This window comes from Actinacidiphila guanduensis (assembly GCF_900103985.1).
Classification (GTDB): Bacteria; Actinomycetota; Actinomycetes; order Streptomycetales; family Streptomycetaceae; genus Actinacidiphila; species Actinacidiphila guanduensis.
The window spans coordinates 497987-516498 of sequence record NZ_FNIE01000005.1 but is presented as its reverse complement, the minus strand read 5'-3'; the positions used below and the strand labels follow the sequence as shown (position 1 = coordinate 516498).

The window sequence follows — 18512 nt, the reverse complement described above, 5'->3', positions numbered from 1 at the left end:
CAGCCACGGCCGCCCCCGACGCCGCGGTCACCACCCGTCCCCGTACGACAGGAGGCCCTACCGCGAACACCACTCCACCCGTTCCGGGAACGGGCGAACAGGGCCAACAGGGCGTTGGCGAGCTCGCCGACCAGCTCGTGGCGCTCGGGGTGCGGCGGGGCAGTACGTTGCTCGTGCACTCGTCGCTGCGCCGGACGCGTGGGGTACGGGCCGAGGCGCTGCGGGACGCGCTGTTGCTGGCGCTCGGGCCCGAAGGGACCCTCGTGGTGCCGAGTTTCACGCCGGAGAACTCCGACACGTCCGCCGTGCACCGTGCGCGGCTGCGCGGGCTCGCGCCCTGGGCGCACGCGGCCCTGCGCGCGGCCATGCCGCCCTTCGACCCCACTACCACCCCCGCGCCGGGCATGGGCGTGCTCGCCGAGACGATACGGACCACGCCGGGCGCCCTGCGCAGCGGCCACCCGCAGACGTCCTTCACCGCGCTGGGTCGTGCCGCCGCCGCGACCGTCGCGGGGCACCGCGAGGACTGCCACCTCGGCGAGCACTCGCCGCTGGGTGCGCTCTACCGGGTGCGGGCCGACGTGCTGCTCCTCGGGGTCGGCTTCGACAAGTGCAGCGCTTTTCATCTGGCCGAGTACCGCGTTCCGCGGCCGCCACGGCGCTCCTACCGGTGCGTGGTGCGCGACCGTGACCGCGACCGTCCCATGTGGTGGGCCTACGAGGACGTGGTGCTCGACGACAGCGATTTCGCTCTGCTCGGGGGTGACTTCGCCCGCTCGGGTCCCGTCGCCACGGGTACGGTCGCCGACGCGCCCTGCCGTCTCTTCGGCCTCGCCCCGGCGGTGGACTTCGCCACGGCCTGGCTGCCGAGTCATCGAGGGCACGTGCAGTAGCCGGCGCCGTGCGCGCGGGGTTCCCCGCGCCCCCACGGCACCCCGCCTGCCCCACCAGTCCACCCGCCGAGCCGGGGCCGGGGCCAACTGCCCTTCGTGCGCACCGCGAGGTTCTGCCGGGCCGGGCCCCGCTGCGGGCGGTTATCTCAGCGTCTCCAAGGGGAAGTTCGCGCGGAGGAGGTCCAGGTCGCGGCGGACCGCGGTGGGGAGGTCCGGGGAGTCGGGGGTCGCGCCCGCGAGGAAGTCGCGCAGGGCGATGTCGCCCGCCCGGGACATCGTGTACGGGGGGACGGAGTGGCGGGTCAGGACGAGCGGCTTGGGGACGCGGCGGCCCTCGGCGGCGAACAGGCCGCGCACATTGTGGAAGTGGCGTTCCTGCAGGCCGCCCAGGTCGAGGACGACCGGTCGGGTCGGCGGCCTGGCGCCGTGGACGAGGTCGAGGGGGATCGCGTCGCGGTCGTGCAGCAGGGCGTGGGCCGCCGCGTACTGGAGGGTCTGCCGGGCGGAGCGGCTGCCGCCCTTGCCCGCGAGCAGTTCGGCGATCTCATGGCGGCGGCGCGCGTCGAGCGAGGCGAGGACGGGAGCGAGCGGGTCCTGCCGGGCGGGGACGGGGCGGTCGGCGAAAAAGCCGTAGGGGACGGCGGGAGCGGTGGCGGCGAGCACGCGCTCCAGGCAGCCGGCGAGCAGGGCGCCCTCGGCGTCCACGGTCCGCGCGGGCAGGTCGTTGATCCGGGCGCCGAGGCCGCCGACGTACACCGCCTGGAGGTACGGCGCGCTGCCGGTGACCTCCGCGATGCGTTCGGCCATGCGGGCGGCCGGCAGGACATAGCTCAGCGCGCGCAGCGGCACCCGTACCGTCGCGCCGAAGACCACCCGCAGCACGAGGGGTTCGGCGACCGCGCGGCCCACCGTGTCGAGCAGGGGTTCGACGGCCCCCTCGGGTAACCCCCTGATGTACCCGCGGGTCCTGGCCCGGGCGCCGACCACGGCGTCGAGCAGCCGGGGGCGCAGCCGGTTGACGAGTCCGGTCTCGGCGCCGGGACCCTCGGCGGGCTGGAAGCGGGCCAGGCAGGCGCGGACGTCGGCCTCCGCGAACGGCACGGTCCCCTGCGGGCCGAGCAGCGGGATGCCGCGCAGCACCGCGGTGAGCAGGTTCCCCTGCTTCTTCCCCAGACCGGCCGGTGCGAGGGGGGCACGGCCCGCGGGACGGACGAGGGTCGCGGGCTCGCTCCCGTCCGCCATGGAATTGAACATATGATGTGATAACCAGTCAGATTCGCTGCCAGAGACGGCAGATGAACGTCCTCGGATTCTTCCACGGCGCCGGGCCCGCACGAGACCATGGACCTCCGTACACGGCGTGCACGGCGCACATGGCGTACACCGAGGCACGCCGAGGCACGCCGAGGCACATCGAGACGCACAGACGTGCACCGACGCACGCGGCACACACGGCGCGCGCCGGACACGCCGTACACAGCGCCGCACGGCCTGCACCGAGCAGGGACGACAGCCACAGCACACCCGGCACCGACAGCGCACACGACACGGACAGGCGGGGGACCGTGAAGAGCACCTGCACCTACGCGGTGAGCTACCTGCACGGCAGGGACGAGGCGTGGGTGGCCCGGTTTCTGGACGACCTGAATACGCGGCTGGCCGCGCTCCCCGGCGCGACGTTCGTCCGCTGGACCGCCCGCACCCCCGGCCCCGCCTCCCCCGGTGTCGCCACCGCCGACCTGGTCCTCGCCCTGTGCTCCCCCGCGTACTTCACCGAGGGCCCCGCCGACGCCGACTGGGCCGTGCTCGCCCACCGCACCAGCCTGGAGCGGGCCAGGGGCCGCTCGCCGCGGATCGTGCTGCCGCTGCTGTGGGAGCCGATGGCCCAGCGGCTGCCCGACGTGGTCGCCGAGGCGGACGGCTTCACCGCCCGCCAGCCGCCCGAGTACCGTTCGCTCGGCCTGGCCCTGCTGACGATGCAGGCCGCCCGCCACCGCGCCGTCCTGGACGAGGTGCTCGCCGACCTCACCCGCTGGTTCGCCGAATCCCGCGCCACCGCCCCCGAACTGCCCGGCGGGACGGACCCGGCACCTTCCGTCGGCGAGCTGCCACGCGCGCTCGCCGCTGACGACGCCCGCTTCACCGCCCTCTTCCGCGCCCGGGCGCACATCCCCGGCCCGGCCGGCGAACCCGAGCCGCTGCCGCGCAGGCTGCGCCGGCGGGCCGGGTCCGGGCAGCGGACCGAGGACTCCGCCGCCCTCGCGGCCGCGGGCCGCCGGCTGCTGCTGGTCGGACCCGCGGGTTCGGGGCGCAGCGTGGAGCTGCGGGCGCTGGCCCGCCGGGTGATGCGGGCCGGCGGCGGGGCGCCCTGGGACTGCCGCACCGCCTTCCTGCTGCCCGCGCACAGCGGCGCCCTGCCCCCGCTGGACGGGCTGGTCCCGGTGGTCGCCCCGGCGCTCACCGCGCAGGAGCCGGCCGGATGGGCCGCCCGCCAACTGCACGAGGGGCGCGCGCTGCTGGCCGTGGACGGCCTGGACCGCGCCCCCGCCCACCGGCGTACGGCGGCCTGGGAGTGGCTGCTGCGCACCGCCGCCGCCCACCCGCAGGCGCCGATCGTCGTGGAGACCAACGGCACCTCCGTTCCCTGGCACCGCCTGGAGGGCGTCTTCGCCCCCGTCTTCCTCGAACCGCTCACCGCCGCCGCCCGCGCCCGCCTGCTCGGCCCGCAGGCTCCCGTGGCCAAGGCCCCTTTGGACAGTGCCGCGGTGGACGGGGCCGCCGCGGAAGGGCCGTCGCCGGACGCGGCCGGGCCGCCCGGCGGCTCCCTGCTGGAGAGCGCCACGATCTGGCCCGCCGCGGTGGAGGCGGTCCGGCGGCACGGCTCCCGCGGGCGGCTCGACCTCCTGCGGGCCGCGGTCACCGCCTCCTGGCGGCAGGAGGACGAGGAGGACCTGCCGGTACGCAGCCGGGTCCGCGACAGCGTGCTGCGGGCCGCGGCGGGCGGCCTCGCCGTCGCCACCCTCCCCGACGGCGGTGCGCCGCTGCCGGTCGGGCGGGCGCTGGAGGTCCTGGAGGCGCTGCACGTCGGCGGCTCGGCCGGCCCGGTGACCGCCGACCGGCTGCTGGCCGCCCTCGCCGACCGGGCGGGCCTGCTCTACGCGCCCGCGCCCGGCACGGTCGCCTTCAGCCACGAGGCCGCGCGGGTGCTCCTCGCGGCCGAGCACCTGGCCGCGCGGCCGGGCCCGGAGACCGAGCGGGCGCTCGCCGTGCACGCCGGGCTGACCGGCACCGACCGGCTGGCGCGGCTGGTGGCGGAGCTGTCGGTCCCGCGGCGCTCCGCGGGACGGCTGCCCGGGCTGCTGGAACACGGCGTCAACGGGGGGCAAGGCCGCCGGCTCACCGCCCGCCCGGTCCCCACGGCCGTCCGCGACGCGCCCCGGGTCGTGCGCACCTCCGACGCGCTGTGGCGCCTTGCCGGGCAGGAGTCCGTCACCGAGGTCCACTGCCACGGCCCGCTGGACGGCCTGGAGACCGCGCTCGCCGCGCTGCCGGGCCTGCGCGCCCTCGTCATCGCCGACCATCCGGGACTGACCGCGGTGCCCGACCTCGCCCGCCTCACCGCCCTGCGCTCGCTGCGCCTGATCAACTGCCCGGCCCTGCGCGACGTCCGGACGGTCGCCCGCTCCGCCCTGACCTTCCTGACGGTGGACCCCTGGCGCGAGAACTTCGACCTCGCCCCGCTGGCGGCCGCGCCCTGGCTGCGCCGGGTGGACCTCATCACCCCGGGCGCGGTCCCGGGCGGCGGCACGTTCACCGAACAGCTGGCCCGCGTGGAAGTCCGCGTCCACACCCACGACGACCACGCGCACGCGGACATTCGCAGCCAACGCGCCTGACAGGCACGCGAGATCGGCCGAGCGAAGGATCGGCGTACGGCCCGAGGCGGGCGCGAGGGGAAAAGGCGGACCCGAGACGCCCGGCGGCTTGGCCCCCACCTGCACATGCCGTCCGACCGCGGGATGCGGCCGCACCGCGGAACGCCCCACCACCGAACACCCGCGCGTGGCGTCCGATCGCAGCATGCCGCCCCCGCACAACACCCCACCACCGAACACCCGCAGATGACGCCCGACCGCAGAAAGCCGCCACCCCGCACAACACCCCTCCGCGAACACCCCTGCCGGCCCCCGCCGAACCCCGCCGGGAGCAGACAGCGCCGCCCTTCGCGGACGGGGCGGGCGGATTCGCCGGACGGGACCTGGATGGCGCCGCGAGCGGTCCGTTACAGTGGCGCCACGGCACGTGGCGGACGCGGGACCCGGGGGGCTCATGCGCTACAGCAAGGTCTTCGACCCCGAGGCGCTCGGCGCCGCTGCCGGGCCGGAGACGGGCCGGGTCGCGGGGCGTCGCGACGACCAGGTGTACCTGTTCGACGAGGACACCGTGCTCGCGGTGAACATCGCCCTGGTGACCCGCCGGCCGCTGCTGGTGCTGGGGCCGCCCGGCTCGGGCAAGTCCACTCTCGCGCCCAACGTGGCGCGGCTGATGCGCCACCGCTACTACGCCGAGATCGTCACCGCCCGCACCGAGGCGTCCGACCTGCTGTGGCGCGAGGAGGCGTTCCGCCAGCTCAACGACGCGCACCGGGGCGAACTCGGACCGCCGGGGCACGAGTTGTACCACCGACCGGGCCCGCTGTGGAAAGCGCTCGACCCGGCGAAGGACGACACGGTCGGCCAGGAGCTGCGCGATCGGCCCGCGGTGGTGCTCATCGACGAGATCGACAAGGCCGACCCCGACCTGCCCAACGCGCTGCTCGACCCGCTGGACAACCTCCGCTTCGAGGGCCCCGACCGCACGCCCGTGACGGTCCGCCCCGAGATCGGCCCGCCGCTGGTGGTGGTCACCAGCAACGAGGAGCGCGAGCTGTCGGCCGCCTTCCGCCGCCGCTGCATCCCGCTGCGGCTGCGCGTGCCCCGGCGCGAGCACCTGCTGGAGGTGGCCAGGCTGCACCTCGGCCCGGACTTCGACCCCGAGCTGAGCCGCCAGGCCGCCGACCTCTTCCTCGCCCAGGTCCCGGCCCAGGGGCGGCCGGCCGGCGCGAGCACCGCGGAGTACCTCGACACGCTGCGGGCCTGCCGCGAGATGGAGCTGACCGCCGACTCCGAGGTGTGGCGGGAGGTCGCGCGCTTCGCGATGGTGAAGGACACCGCAGAGCCCACGGCGTACGCATGAGCCGCGGGCCGGTGCACGCGGGCGACGTGCTGCGCGCGGCCGCCGCGCTCGGGATCGGCGACGCCGCGGGCGTCCGCGCGCTCGCCGTCGCCATGGAGCTGCCGGGGGCCGGCCGCGGCCCCCTGCCGCCCGCGGCGCCCGGCCGCCCCTTACCACCCGGGGTGCCCCGCCCGCTGCCGCCCGCCGCCCCGGACCTATCCGGACCCCGCCCCGCGCCCGAGCCCCCGGCGCCACCGGTCCCCGTCGCCCCCGCGACCGAGCCGCGCGGCGCCTCGCTGCTGAGCTTCCCGGCCGCCGAACCGCTCCCGCCGCAGGCCGGGACCGCCCTGCCGGCGCCCGGCGAACTCCTCTTCGCCGCGCCCGGCACCGTGCCGGAGGTGGCGCCCGCCCCGCCGTGGAACCCGCGGACCGAGCGGGCCATCATGCTCGCCGTGGCCGCCACCGAGGCCGCCGGCCGCGAGGTGGACGGCCGGCAGCTGCTGGACCTGGTGGTGCGGCGGCTGGGCGGGCGGCCCCCCACGTCCCGCACCCGCATCCCGTACCGGCTGCGGCCCACCACCCGCGCGGGCGTGCACCTGCTGCTGGACCGTGGGCCGTCGATGCGGCCCTTCCGCCACGACCACCAGTGGGTCGCCCGGCTCGCCCGCCGGGTCCTGCCGCCGGACCAGCTGCAGGTCCTGGACTTCCGGCTCGCCCAGGGCGTCAGCGCCGACGGCGGGCGGTCCTGGAGCGGCCTGCAGTCCTGGCTGCCGCCCGGCCGGCCGGTGCTGCTCGTCTCCGACCTCGGCCGGCTGCGGCCGCCGGTGGCCGGCCGGCACCAGGCCACCGCCGCCGACTGGCTGGCCTTCCTGCACCGGCTGCGCCGCGCCGGGCACCCCGTCACCTGCCTGACGCCCTTCCGGCCCGAGTCCTACCCCGCGGCACTCCGCCGCGCGGTCGCGCTGGTGCCGCTGGACCGCAGGACATCGGTGTGGTCGGCACGCTCGGCGGTCCGCGGCATCCGGCGCGCCGGGCCCGGCGGATGACGACCGCGCCGGGCCGCACGCCGGCCGCCCGCCTGATCGCCGAGCAGCGCACCGACCAGCCGGATGTGGTGCGCCTCGCGCAGTCCCTCAGCCTGACCGCGCAGGCCGAGCCGTACGTGGTGCGTGAGGCCCGGCTGCGGTTCCTGCCCAGCAGCAGCACCGGGCTCGAGGCCCAGCTGTGGTTCTCGCCGCTGGTCGAGGCCGCCGACAGCCGCGCCCTGGTGCTCGACCCGGAGGTCGCCTCGGCGCTGCGCTGGGAACTGGCCGAGGGCGACCGGGACTTCCTCGCCTCCGTGCGCGGCTTCACCGAGCGGGCGCACCGCGAGGCGCCGCTGGCGGTACGCACTTTCGAGAGCCTGCTGTGGAGCGCGACCGCCGAGCAGGTCCCCTCCGAGGCGCGGGTGCGGCGGGCGCTCGCCCCCTTCCTCGCGCACGTGCTGGCCGGCGGCGCCGAGGCACTGGAGGCCAGCCGCTGGGCGCTGCGCTACCTGCCGCGGCTGCCGGCCGCCGTACGGGACTCGGCACCGGCCAGGCGGCTGGTGATCGTCGCCGCCGAACGGCTCGGCCTGGACCTCGGCGCGGAAGGGGACGGCGAGGAGGCGGGGCCGGAGACCGAGGCGGTACGGCGGCTGGTGCACGGCGAGGTCGACATCGGTGTGCGGGCCACCCCCGAGGGCGTCGTGCTGAGCCGCCCGCCCGAGCGCGACGCCCTGGTCTGCCAGGTCAGCGGGGCCGCGCGGGTCCGGTTGCGGATGCGGGCCGCCCTGCCCGGCGCGTCCTGGCACCAGGTGGACCTGCACGAGCACACCACGGTGGAAGCCCGCCTCGACGTCGTCGTGGCCGCCCGCTTCGACGGCACCGTGGACGGCGGCCGGGCCGAACTCGGCGACACCGTCCGCTCCGCGTGGTCCGGCGAGTCCGGCGCGGTCAGCGTGACGGCCGGCGACCGCACCGCGCTGCGGATCGACGCCGGCGACCGCGTCCTGTCCGCCGAACTGCCCGAGCCGCCCGGCCTGCTGGCCGTCGCGGACGACGGGCCGCCGCGGGCCGCCGCGGCCGGCGACCTGGGGTTGCAGGTGGTCACCGCCGCGCTCGACGGCTCGGGGGAGGTGACCCCGCGCGGCTGGGTGCCCTCGCCGGCCGGCCTGGGCTGGACGACGCTGAGCGGCCCGGTCCGGCCGAGGGTCGCGCTGTGCGTGGCCCAGGGCCGCCAGGTCCACCTGCTGGAGGAGGGCGACCCGGCCCGGGTGCTGCTGCGGCTCGCCCACGAGGCCGACGTGGTGCGGCTGTGGAGTTCGATGCGGGCCGGGCTGCTCGCCGTCGCCGACGCCGAGGGGCGCGTGGTCGTCCACCGGCTCGCCCCGGACGGCGCGGTGACGACGCGTCAGCTCTGCGGCCCCGGCCCGCGGGTCACCGCGCTGGCCGGGGAGCCGGAGGGCGGCGCGCTCGCCTGGGCCACCGAGGACGGGCGGGTCCTGCGGGCCGGCGGCGGGCCTGTACCCGGCGATGAGGGCGCCGTGCCCGGCAGCGGCGGTGCGCCCGTGGTCCTGGGCACCCTGGCCCGGCCCGCCGTTTCGCTCGCCCTGTCCCCCGCCGCGGGCCTGGTGGTCGCCGCGGACGGCGGGCGCCGGGTGCACCGGCTGCCCTGGCACCCGGAGCCCCAGCCGGGCGGGTCGGGCGAGCCGCTCCCGGCGGGGGCGCCGCTGCCCTTCCGGGTGCGCGAGGTGTTCGCCGCCGAGGGCGACCGGCTGGTGCTGGTGGGCTCCGGCGGCCCGGTGGAGATACGCGCCGAGGACGGCCGCGGGCACCTGGTCCTGCCGGACGCCGCGGCCACCCCCGTCACCACCGCGGGCCCCGCTTGGCTGCGCTCCTCCATCGGGGCAACCCTCCCCCCGGCGGCCGCGCCGAGTGCCGAACTGCTGCGGTCCGCCCGGCGGTTCGGCGTGGGGCACCTCCACGTGGCGGGCGACCTGCTGGAGGACGGGTCCGCGCTCGCCGCGGCCGCGAGCCGGGCCGGGGACGCCGGTGTACGGCTGATAGCGGACCTGCCCGCGGCCCCGGCCGACTCCCCCGGCGATCTCCTCGTCACCGCCCGCCGTCTGCTCGACCTCCCGCTGGACGGCCTCCGCCTGACCGCCGCCCAAGCCTGGCCCGCCGCGCTCGTCCACGACCTGCGCCACCTGGTCGACGCCTACCCCCACGCCGCCCTGATCGCCGCCCTCGCCCCGCCCGCGGCGCCCGCCGGCTCCGCCGAAGTCCCCGACCGGCCGTCGCACTTGGGCGGCACCTCCCGCGGTGACGCCCCCGCTCCGCCCGAGGTGGTCGACGGCGCCCACCTCACCGTCGGCGGCCCGGCAGCCGAGTTGCTGCGCCGGGTTCCCGGCGACCGGGGCTGGGCCCTGCCCGATGCGGCGTCCTACGCGGACACGTGCCGGCTGCTCGCGCTTCCCGGGTGCCGCGAGGTGCCGTACCGGCTGCTCGTGGCCGACGACGGGCACTCGGCCGCGCTGCGCGGGCTGCTCGCGGCCAGGAGCCGGCAGCAGGCACTCGCGCTCGGCGGGGCGACGCCCGCGCTCGCAGAACCCGTGCCGGGGGTCGCGGCGGTGTGGCGGCGGCACGGCAGCGAGGCGGTGCTGTGCCTGACGAACACCTCCGGCACGCAGCGGACGCTGCGGGTGCCCGCGCGCCCGGAGGAACCCGAACTCCTCGTCCTGGCCGAGGCCGTGGCGGACGGCGCCTCCGCGCCCGCCCCGTCACCCCCCGGGGCCGCCCCCACCGTGCTGCACGCCGCGAACGGTGCCTTCACCGTCGTGCTGGCGCCCGGCCGGACCCTGTGGCTGAGCGCCTGGGACAGCGACGGCACCCACCGCTTCCCGGCGCTCGCCCACACCTACGGACTGCCGTCCGACTGACCTCACCGCCACCCGTTCCGGCCGGAACCGCTCCGGCCGGGACCGGGTCCCCCGTCCCCGCGAGGAGTGCCATGACCCGACCGCTCGTGTTCCTCAGCCGCAGTGAGCGTCCCGGCTGCACCTGCACGTGCTGGCAGGCGCGCAGGTCCGTGGTGCAGATGCTCAAGGACGCGGGCTGCGAGCCTGTCGTGGTCGACAAGGAGTCGCTGGTGCCGGGGCAGGACTGGATGGAGGCCATCTCCGACGGCATGGTCAACGCCCACGGCATGGTGCTGCTGGCCTCCTCGCACGCCGTGGAGTCCCCGCACGTGCAGAACGAGTTGGCGATGGCCGAGCTGCGCAACCGGCACGACGGCTTCCCGGTCATCCTGGTGCTGCTGCCCGAGGTGGACCGCGAGCAACTGGAGCGCAGCCGGCTGGGCTCGCTCAACCCGACCCGGCGGCAGAACATCGACTGGCCGACGGACGGCGACTTCGCCGCGGTCCGCCGCGACATCGCCCCGCAACTGGAGCTGATGCGGGCCGGGTTGAACAATTCCCGGGTGCACCGGCGGATGGTGCAGCACCTGGGCGACGTGGCGGAGCCCACGCTGAGCCGGGCCGGCAGCCTCCTGGGGGTGCCGCCGCAGATGCTGCTGCCGCTGATGCACCACCGCCTGGCCGCGGGTTTGCTCGCCGAGCGCCGCAGCGAGCCGGAGGCCGACCCGCTGCGCGCGGCGCTGACCGAACTGCTGCCGCTGCAGGCGCCCTCGCACTCGCGCGAGGTGGTCGAGCTGAGCGTCACGCACGCCCGGGTGCCCTCGGCGGACTCCCGCCGCATCCACGAGGTGCTCGCCGACCCGGTCGGCCCGCGGGCGGCGGTGCTGCCCGCGCGCTCCACGGAGACCGCCCGGCGGTTCGTCCACCGGGCCAGCGAGGACCCCGTCGCCTGGGACCACTTCGTGGTGCCGATCCCGGCCGGGACGGGCATCGCCGACGGCCTGGTGGAGGGGGTGCGCGACCACCTGGCCGCCGAGATCGACGTCTACGACCTGGAGACGCTGGTGCAGCACGAGCGGGACTTCGGCCCGGTCGTGGTGGTGGTGCCGCACCCGCCGGACCAGGACCTGGTGGCGCGGCTGCACGCGGAGTTCCCGGTCGGCGTGCTGTTCCTGTTCGTCGCGGACGGCGACCTGGCGGCGGCCGCGCCCGGCCCGCTGCCCCGCCTCCAGGGCCTGCCGCGGCCGCACGAGGAGGAGATGAACCGTACGATCCGCACCTTCGTCCGCCGCTACGCCTCCGCCGGCACCGCCTGAGCCGCGCGGGCCCCGCGACGGAACGGAGCCCGCCCCGACCTGCCCCGACCGGCAGGGCCGCGCGCGCAGGACCGCGACGCGCAGGGCCCCGCCCCGGCCGCCGGTGGCCCGGGCCCCGGTCGGGTCGGGTCGGGTCGGGTCGGCGGCATCAGATCGGCGGCATCTCCACCTCGAAGTCGATGCGGCGGCGCTCGGTCATCGCCTTGCTGGTGGGGTGCTTGTCGCCGAAGCGCGCGGTCGCCCGGCGGCCGATCTCGCGGATCTGGCCGTCCGCGCCCGCGTGGCCGAGCAGCAGCCGGTCCACCGCCACGTTGTACTCGCCGCACAGCACCCGCGGGTGCCGGTCGTCGAACAGCTCGCGGTAGTGGCCGAGCGTGCGCTCGTCCTCCGTCAGCGCCTCCTCGTAGCGCTCCAGTTGGACCAGCACACCGGCGAGGTTGCCGCGGCAGGCGACCGCGGCGGGGTGGCCGGGGCCGACCCGCTCGGTCAGGGCCCGCAGGGTCGCGGTGCCGAGGTCGAGGGCGGCCAGCGGCTCGTCGTGCATCCGGCGGACGATGATCAGGTTCGTCGCCGCGGCGAGGGTGAAGGGGTGCTCCTCGCCGAGGACCGAGCGGTAGGTGCCGTGGTTGCGCTCGCCGATCTCGCGCGCCTTCTCGTACAGCGCCGGGTCGTCGGCGCCCAGGGCCAGCAGGTCGCAGCACAGGTTGGCCGCGCAGGCGAGCGTCTCGGGGTGGTTGTCGCCGTAGCGGCGGCGGAACTGGTCGTAGGTGGTGCGGCTGAGCGCTTCGGCGGCGCGGTGCTCGCCGAGCCGGCGGCGGGTCACCGACAGCGAGGCGTCGGTCCGCATCACCTGCGGGGACTGCTCTCCGAAGAGCTCCACGAGGTGGTTGCGGGCTTCGAGCAGCAGCTCCAGCGCGCCGTCGTAGTCGCCGTTCTCCCGCCGGTCCAGCGCGGCGCCCTGGGCGAAGGCCCAGGTCATGCCGCTGCGCAGGCCGAGGTTCTGGCGCGCGGTGCGGTACGCCTCCTCGGCCAGGGCCAGCGCGTCGCGGGGGCGGCCGATGAGGTTGAGGGAGACGCCGAGGTTGTTGATGGCGCGCAGGGTGTCCTGGTGGTCGCTGCCCACCGTGCGGCGGTAGCGGGCCAGGGTGTCGGTGTCGGACTCGCTCGCCTCGGTGTAGCGGCCCAGCCCGTTGAGGTCGGCGCCGTAGTTGCGGGCGGTGATCAGGGTGTGCGGGTGGTCCGGCCCCAGTTGGGGGTGCGCGCGCTGGCGGCGCAGGGTCGACTCGTCCAGCTCGTAGGCTTCGGCGAAGCGGCCGAGCGAGCGCAAGGGGTTGGCGAGCTGGGCGGCCAGCCGCAGGGTCAGCGGGTCGTCGGCGCCGCGGATCTCGGTCCAGCGGCGCAGCGCCCGCCGGCCCAGGCCGATCGCGGCCCGGTGGTCGTTGATCTTCCACAGGTTGCGGACCTGGCTGACCACCCACTCGCCGACCTGCGGGTCCAGGTTGCCGATCGCCTCGGAGGGCTCCAGGTGCGGGCGCAGCTCGGCGAACCGCTTGAGGGAGGCGGCGCTGTCCTCGCCCTGCGCGGGCGAGGGCAGGGCGCTGGCCAGGACCAGGTGCGCCTGGTGGCGGGTGCGCTCCAGCGCCCCGGGCTCCTCGGCGATCCACTCGCGGATGGCGGCCTGCAGCAGCCGGTGCACCTGCAGGGAGTCCTTGCCCATCCGGGCCAGGGCGTAGCGGCCGAGGTCGCGGATGAGGTAGCCCATGATCATTGGGTCGCGCAGCGCCGGGTCGGACTCGGCCAGCTGGTTGCGCATGCCGTCGCTGTAGAGCAGGGAGTCGGCGATGGGCTCGGGCGAGAAGAAGGAGCACAGCTCCAGCAGGCGTACGGCGGCCGGGCGTTCGGCCCGCAGCCGGTCCACCGACAGCCGCCACACCGCGGGCAGCGAGGTCTGGGCGTCCTGGGCGCCGCCTTCGGAGGTGAGCACCTGGCTGACCCGGCTGCGCACCTGCTCCAGGTAGGTGTCCACCGGCATGGTGGTCTCCCGCAGCCAGGCCGATGCCTGCTCGACGGCCATCGGCAGGTCGCCGAGTTCCTCGGCGATGCGGTCGGCGTCCTCGCGGCTGAGGCCGTCGATGCGGCGGCGCAGCAGCGCCACGGACTCCGGCCGGCTGAAGGCGTCGACCTCCACCGAGGTCAGGCCGGGCGACTGGCGGGAGTGCCGGGCGGTGATGATCACGTGCCCGGGACCCATGGTGGGCAGGTAGTCCTCCAGGGTGCGGCCGCCCTCACGCACGGTGTCGGCGTTCTCGGCGTTGTCGTACACGAGCAGCCAGCGGCCGTGCCGGCCGTTCTGCAGCGCGGTGAGGGTGGCGGTGGCGCGGTCGTCGGCGGCCTCGCCGGGGACGCCGAGCCGGGAGCCGAGGTCGGCCAGGCTCTGCGGGACGAGGTCGAGCTGGTCGGCCGAGATCCAGTGCACCAGGTCGTACTGCGCGCCGAAGCGGTGCACGTACTCCTGGGCGATCTGGGTCTTGCCGATGCCGCCCAGGCCGTAGAGGAAGACCCGGCCGGCGGGGGTGCCGGGGTCCAGCGAGTCCAGGCCGAGTTCGTCCCACAGCCGCTCCAGCTGCACATCGCGGCCGGTGAAGAGGTTGTAGCGGGGCGGCACGGTGAAGATCGCGGGGGCCTCGCCGGGGTAGCGCGGGCCGCCGCCGACCGGTCCGACAGGGGTGTCCACCCCGACCAGGGCGCACACCCGCTCGGCGGCCTGGCCGGCGGGCATGCCGGCCAGGGTGAAGCCGGGCAGCTGGCCCAGCACCGCGTCGGCGGCGTACTCGCGGGTGCGCAGGCCGACGATGCGCTGGTCGGTGGCGGTGGCGATGGTGCGGACCTCGGCGGCGAGCGTGGTGCCGGCGAAGTCCGGGGAGAGCAGCGCGATCACGATGTCGGCGGGCGAGGGGTGGATCGGGGTGGTGGTGGACGGGCTGCTGGGGCGCAGGCTGACCGTGGCGCCGGACGCCTTGAGCTGGTTGGCGATCCACTCCGCCCACAGCCGGTCGCGCAGCGCGTAGTCCAGCCGGACCCGCGGGGCAGCGGCGCCGGGCAGGTGGGCGCGGTCGAACCGGCGGGCCTGCTGGGCGCGCTGCTCCTCGGCGACCTGGCCGAGCGCGGTCACCTCGCCGCCGGTGATCACCGAGGTGAGCCGCTCGTAGGCGGTGAGCAGGGTGCCCTGGATGTGGCGGGGGTCGACGAGGGCGGCCAGCGCCTCCTCGTAGGCGTAGTACGGCCGGTAGGGGATCTCGACGTCGCCCCAGTAGCGGTCGGCGTCGGGCCGCGCGGGGTCCTCGAGGAACTCCTGGAAGCGGGCCCTGGCGTGGTTGCGGGCGGTGTTGAGCCGCTCCTGCTCGTCGGCGTCGACCCGCATCGGGACCGGCAGGATGCGCACGTGCGGGGCGCTGCGGCGTACGTCCCGGGCGACGTTGGCGCCGCCGTCGACCGACTGGACGTTGAGGGTGAAGCAGTTGACCAGCACGTCGGGCAGCAGCAGCGTGGTGATGCCGGAGGTGTCGGAGAAGCCGGTGCGGCTGTCGATCAGGGCGTAGTCGTAGTTGGCGAGCATGTCCTCGCGCAGTGCGTGCAGGAACGCCTTGCCGTCGCGCCGCTCGTAGAAGCCGCGCCAGTCGTAGGTGTTGATGGTCTCGGAGTACTCCGGGGTGCGGCGGCCGGAGGAGACGAACTCGATGAAGCCGCCGCCGGGGAAGTCGCAGTCGAGCGACTGGGAGAAGCGGTCGACGCGGGCGTGCGCCCGGAAGCCCTCGGCGGGGCGCGGGGTGAGCAGTTCGAAGCCGCGCACCAGGTCGATCACGCCGGAGGTGGAGTTCAGTTCGGGGTCGCGCAGGAAGGGCGCGAAGTAGCGGTGCAGGCCGGGTGCTTCGAGGTCCCAGTCCATGGCGAGCACGCGCTTGCCGTTGCTGGCCAGGATCCACGCGACGTTGGCGAGCGCCATGGTGCGGCCGGTGCCGCCCTTGAAGGAGTAGAAGGTGACGACGGTGCCCGAGTCCTGGGGCGCGGCCTCACCCGCGGCGTGCGTCATGAGAAGGACCTTCCAAGCAGGGGGAACGAGTCGAGGCCACCGGGTGGCGTGGGCAGGCGCCGGCCGGCCTGCGAGGACTTGATGGCGTCGTTCTGCGCCCGGATCAGGGCCTTGCGCAGCGCCGTGGTGAACTTCTCCACGTCCGGCAGGCCCCAGCGCTCCAGCTCCGTGGCGTGCCGCCGCAGCGAGGGCAGGGCCCGGTCGAGGAAGCCGTCGAGTTCGGGCGCGTGGGCGGTGGTCTGCGGGTCGTCGCGGTTGCGGGGTTCCAGGACGGCGACGGTGTCGGCCACTTCGGCGTCCAGGGACTCCAGCAGCGCCCGTTTCTCCCGCAGGCCGGCCGCCCAGGCGTCCACCAGCAGCACCAGCAGTTCCTCGGCCCGTGCGCCGGAGCGGACCCGGCCCACCGTCTCCTCGTCGAGCGCGAGGACGGTGGGGGCGAAGTCCAGGGCGGCGGCGGTGTCGCGCAGCAGGGCGGCCAGGACACCGGGCTGCCCGGGTGCGTAGGGGGTCCAGTCCGTCGGGCTGCGGCCGTAGAACTCGGTGGCCGTGCGCTCGGCGGGCAGGTCGTCGGCGGCCGCTGCCGCCATGACGAAGCGCACCGCTCGCTGGCCCTCGCCGGGCTCGGCGGGCAGGACGGGGAAGCTGAAGGAGCCGCTGCTGCCGGCGTCGAAGCCGGGCACCTCCGGCAGCGGCCGGCCGTGGGTGGCGGCCACCCGGTCGGCGAGCGCGGCGACCACCCGCCGGTAGTCCTCGGCGTAGCGGGCCTTGAGCCGCAGCAGGTGCAGCACGCCGTCGCGCGCGTAGGCGGCGGAGTCCACGGCCAGGGGCGCCTGGCGGCGGACCGCGGCGGGCAGCGGCTGCCCGGTTGGCTCCCAGACCACGGGGATGATGGCGTCGGCGGTCCGGCCGGTGCGCGACCACAGCACCTGGGCGCGCTGCTGGAAGTACGTCCACTCGGCCGCGCAGTAGGACTGGCCGAAGTAGCCGGGCGCGTGCAGGACCACCATGGTGGTCGCCGCGGCCATCTGCTCCACCGCGGCGCCCGGGACGTGGGGGTCCGCGCGCACGGCGATCCGGTCGGCCGCCTCGCCGGTGCGGGCCGCCACCGCGGCGCTGAGGTCGCGGACGAAGGCCGCCGTCCACTCCTCGTCGACCCCGCGGATGTGGCTCAGGTAGAAGCGGCTCATGGTGTCTCCGTTACGCGTGCCGAAACATCCCGCGGCACGCACGGCTGCGAGGACGACCCCATAGCGGCCGACGGGACCTCGCGGGCGGCACTATGCGAGCAATAGCGGATGAATACCACATTGGGGCACCTGGTCCCGGTGCACATGGGCATCGCCGGCCCTTCCTCGACGGGGTTCACGCGCGGCACTGCGGGGCGTACGGGAACGGCGCCGGGGCGATGGCGGGCGCTGCCTGGGGCCGCGCGGCGGGCGGCCCGGGTGGCGGCGCGCGGCGCGGGCCGGCGGCGGCCGGGCGCGGGGTTCCACCCGAACGGGTGGCCGTCGTGGGCCGTTCGGACCGGCCCGGGACCGGGGCGCCCCGTCGGTCGCCGCCTCGTGGGCGCCCTCATGGGGTCCGCCCGGCGAGCGCGCGGGCGTCGGCCAGCACGCGGTCCCTGATGTGCTCGGTGAGCAGCTTGAGGTCGGCGCAGTAGACGCTCGGGTTGGCGAAGCCGCTGCCCGGGCGGTAGCGGTGGGCCCGCAGGCCGCCCCCGCACAGCTTCACCACCGGGCAGGAAAGGCACTGCCGCGCCAGCCCCGCCGCGCCGAGCCGGCCCTGGCGCAGCAGCGGGTGGGCGGCGGCGGTGTCGAAGTCGTCGGCGCCGATGTGCAGTCCGGTGGCGGCGGCGCCGTCGTAGGCGGCCTTCAGGGAGTCGGGCTGCTCGATCGAGCCGTCGGTGTCCACCACGACGAAGGGGGGTGCGGCCAGGCCGACGGACTCCGCGACGGGAGAGCCGCCCAGCACCAGGTCCATGACGGTCTCGAAGAGCCGCAGCCGGGTCTCGCGGACCGGGGCGGCGTACCAGCGGTCGAAGACGGCGACGAGCCAGCGGCCGTAGGGGGCCGTCGCGGGGTCGTGGCCGGGGGGCGGGAACTGCCAGGTGGCGTGCGGCAGCAGCAGGTCGATCGCGGGCGGGCGGTGGCGCAGCAGGTCCTCGTAGACCTCCACGGGGTCGTTGGCGAGATCGACGGCGCACAGCAGCCCGCCGAATAAGCTCGCGTTCTCCTCGCGCGCCAACAGCTCCAATCCCCTCTCGACCGCCGCGTGGCTGCCGTGCCCGCCGCGGGTGCGCCGGTGCCGGTCGGTGGCCTCGCGGCCGCCGTCGAGGCTCACCCCGACGCGCACACCGTACCGGTGGAACAACTCCATCCAAGCAGGGTTGAGCAAGGTGCCGTTGGTCTGAACGGCGAATTGCACAGCCGTAGTTCGCGGTACCGCCGCGCGGACCGCGGCCAGCAGGCGGCCGATCCTGGCCCGCCCGGCCAGCAGCGGCTCACCGCCGTGCAGCACCACCCGTACCGCGGGCAGGCCGTGGGCCCCGGCGTGCTCGGCGATCCGCACGGCGAGGCGGTCGGCGAGGTCGGCGGAGAGCACCGCGGGCTTGTGCCGCCAGCTGGTGTCGCGCAGTTCGTAGACGTAGCAGTAGGCGCAGGACAGGTTGCAGCGGCCGTGCACTTTCACCACGAACTCCGAGAACGGCTCCACCGCCGCCATCGCCCACCTCCCGCGGGTGCGCCCGCCCGGGCTCACAGTGCCGAGTTGAACGCGGCCGGAGCGCCCGCCGCCGGGTCCGCCTCCTCGTGCGCCGCCACCCTGCGCAGCGACTCCACCAGGGCGCCGGGAACCGGGGCGTCGGGAACCGGGGCGTCGGGACGTTCACCTGCCTTCTCGTACAGGTTCATGACATCCAGGCCCACGTCACGTGGTGACGTTTCCATCGAACGCTGCCCCCGGTACCCTTCGCCGCCCTCGCCGGCGCTGCACGGACCCCTGCGTGATCAAGGCACGGTCCCTGCGTCGTCGGCACGGGCGGAAGCGGACGTGACTGGAGCTCT

11 protein-coding genes are annotated in these 18512 nt (G+C 76.2%); 6 read left to right on the top strand and 5 right to left on the bottom strand.

Features of this window, described 5'->3' with window-relative positions:
* Nucleotides 1-173: 173 nt before the first annotated feature.
* Complete coding sequence (locus tag BLR33_RS13810) at nucleotides 174-893, top strand: aminoglycoside N(3)-acetyltransferase (protein WP_322987161.1); 720 nt, start codon at nucleotides 174-176, stop codon at nucleotides 891-893.
* A 141-nt stretch (nucleotides 894-1034) separates the two neighbouring features.
* Here the strand turns inward: BLR33_RS13810 and BLR33_RS13805 are convergent, their stop codons facing one another.
* Nucleotides 1035-2135, bottom strand: coding sequence for a hypothetical protein (locus BLR33_RS13805; protein ID WP_143031688.1), 1101 nt, complete (start codon nucleotides 2133-2135; stop codon nucleotides 1035-1037).
* 323 nt (nucleotides 2136-2458) lie between these two features.
* Here BLR33_RS13805 and BLR33_RS13800 point away from each other — a divergent pair, with 323 nt between their 5' ends.
* From BLR33_RS13800 to BLR33_RS13780, 5 genes are all read left to right on the top strand, one after another.
* On the top strand, nucleotides 2459-4789 hold the full coding sequence (locus BLR33_RS13800) for a hypothetical protein (RefSeq protein WP_093784686.1): 2331 nt from the start codon (nucleotides 2459-2461) through the stop codon (nucleotides 4787-4789).
* Between the two features lie 433 nt (nucleotides 4790-5222).
* On the top strand, nucleotides 5223-6128 hold the full coding sequence (locus BLR33_RS13795) for an AAA family ATPase (RefSeq protein ID WP_093784685.1): 906 nt from the start codon (nucleotides 5223-5225) through the stop codon (nucleotides 6126-6128).
* A complete protein-coding gene (locus BLR33_RS35190) occupies nucleotides 6125-7153 on the top strand; it encodes a hypothetical protein (RefSeq protein WP_093784684.1) in 1029 nt (342 codons plus the stop codon). Before BLR33_RS13795 ends, BLR33_RS35190 begins: the two co-directional genes overlap by 4 nt.
* Nucleotides 7150-10065, top strand: a complete 2916-nt coding sequence (locus BLR33_RS13785) for a hypothetical protein (protein ID WP_176930256.1) — start codon at nucleotides 7150-7152, stop codon at nucleotides 10063-10065. The genes BLR33_RS35190 and BLR33_RS13785 overlap by 4 nt, the downstream gene beginning before the upstream one ends.
* A 71-nt stretch (nucleotides 10066-10136) precedes the next feature.
* Entirely contained in the window at nucleotides 10137-11360 is a 1224-nt protein-coding gene (locus BLR33_RS13780) for a toll/interleukin-1 receptor domain-containing protein (protein ID WP_093784682.1), read from the top strand.
* 148 nt (nucleotides 11361-11508) lie between these two features.
* Here the strand turns inward: BLR33_RS13780 and fxsT are convergent, their stop codons facing one another.
* From fxsT to BLR33_RS34755, 4 genes are all read right to left on the bottom strand, one after another.
* On the bottom strand, nucleotides 11509-15450 hold the full coding sequence (fxsT, locus tag BLR33_RS13775) for an FxSxx-COOH system tetratricopeptide repeat protein (RefSeq protein WP_093784681.1): 3942 nt from the start codon (nucleotides 15448-15450) through the stop codon (nucleotides 11509-11511).
* Nucleotides 15447-16637 (bottom strand): FxsC protein, encoded by a 1191-nt coding sequence (fsxC, locus tag BLR33_RS13770; RefSeq protein ID WP_093784680.1) that lies wholly within the window; start codon nucleotides 16635-16637, stop codon nucleotides 15447-15449. The genes fxsT and fsxC overlap by 4 nt, the downstream gene beginning before the upstream one ends.
* 385 nt (nucleotides 16638-17022) lie before the next feature.
* Nucleotides 17023-18171 carry an FxsB family cyclophane-forming radical SAM/SPASM peptide maturase gene (locus tag BLR33_RS13765; RefSeq protein WP_176930255.1) on the bottom strand — a complete coding sequence of 383 codons (1149 nt, stop codon included), beginning with the start codon at nucleotides 18169-18171 and terminating at the stop codon, nucleotides 17023-17025.
* A 32-nt stretch (nucleotides 18172-18203) separates the two neighbouring features.
* Nucleotides 18204-18395: a hypothetical protein gene (locus BLR33_RS34755; RefSeq protein ID WP_143031687.1), complete on the bottom strand. Its 192-nt coding sequence runs from the start codon at nucleotides 18393-18395 to the stop codon at nucleotides 18204-18206.
* Nucleotides 18396-18512: the final 117 nt, after the last annotated feature.

What these genes read in the sequence shown, in the direction of transcription:
- fsxC (WP_093784680.1), bottom strand. Translation starts at nt 16,637, where the DNA reads ATGAGCCGCTTCTACCTGAGCCACATCCGCGGGGTCGACGAGGAGTGG.
- BLR33_RS34755 (WP_143031687.1), bottom strand. Translation starts at nt 18,395, where the DNA reads ATGGAAACGTCACCACGTGACGTGGGCCTGGATGTCATGAACCTGTAC.
- BLR33_RS13795 (WP_093784685.1), top strand. Translation starts at nt 5,223, where the DNA reads ATGCGCTACAGCAAGGTCTTCGACCCCGAGGCGCTCGGCGCCGCTGCC.
- BLR33_RS13765 (WP_176930255.1), bottom strand. Translation starts at nt 18,171, where the DNA reads ATGGCGGCGGTGGAGCCGTTCTCGGAGTTCGTGGTGAAAGTGCACGGC.
- BLR33_RS13785 (WP_176930256.1), top strand. Translation starts at nt 7,150, where the DNA reads ATGACGACCGCGCCGGGCCGCACGCCGGCCGCCCGCCTGATCGCCGAG.
- BLR33_RS13805 (WP_143031688.1), bottom strand. Translation starts at nt 2,135, where the DNA reads ATGGCGGACGGGAGCGAGCCCGCGACCCTCGTCCGTCCCGCGGGCCGT.
- BLR33_RS35190 (WP_093784684.1), top strand. Translation starts at nt 6,125, where the DNA reads ATGAGCCGCGGGCCGGTGCACGCGGGCGACGTGCTGCGCGCGGCCGCC.
- fxsT (WP_093784681.1), bottom strand. Translation starts at nt 15,450, where the DNA reads ATGACGCACGCCGCGGGTGAGGCCGCGCCCCAGGACTCGGGCACCGTC.
- BLR33_RS13780 (WP_093784682.1), top strand. Translation starts at nt 10,137, where the DNA reads ATGACCCGACCGCTCGTGTTCCTCAGCCGCAGTGAGCGTCCCGGCTGC.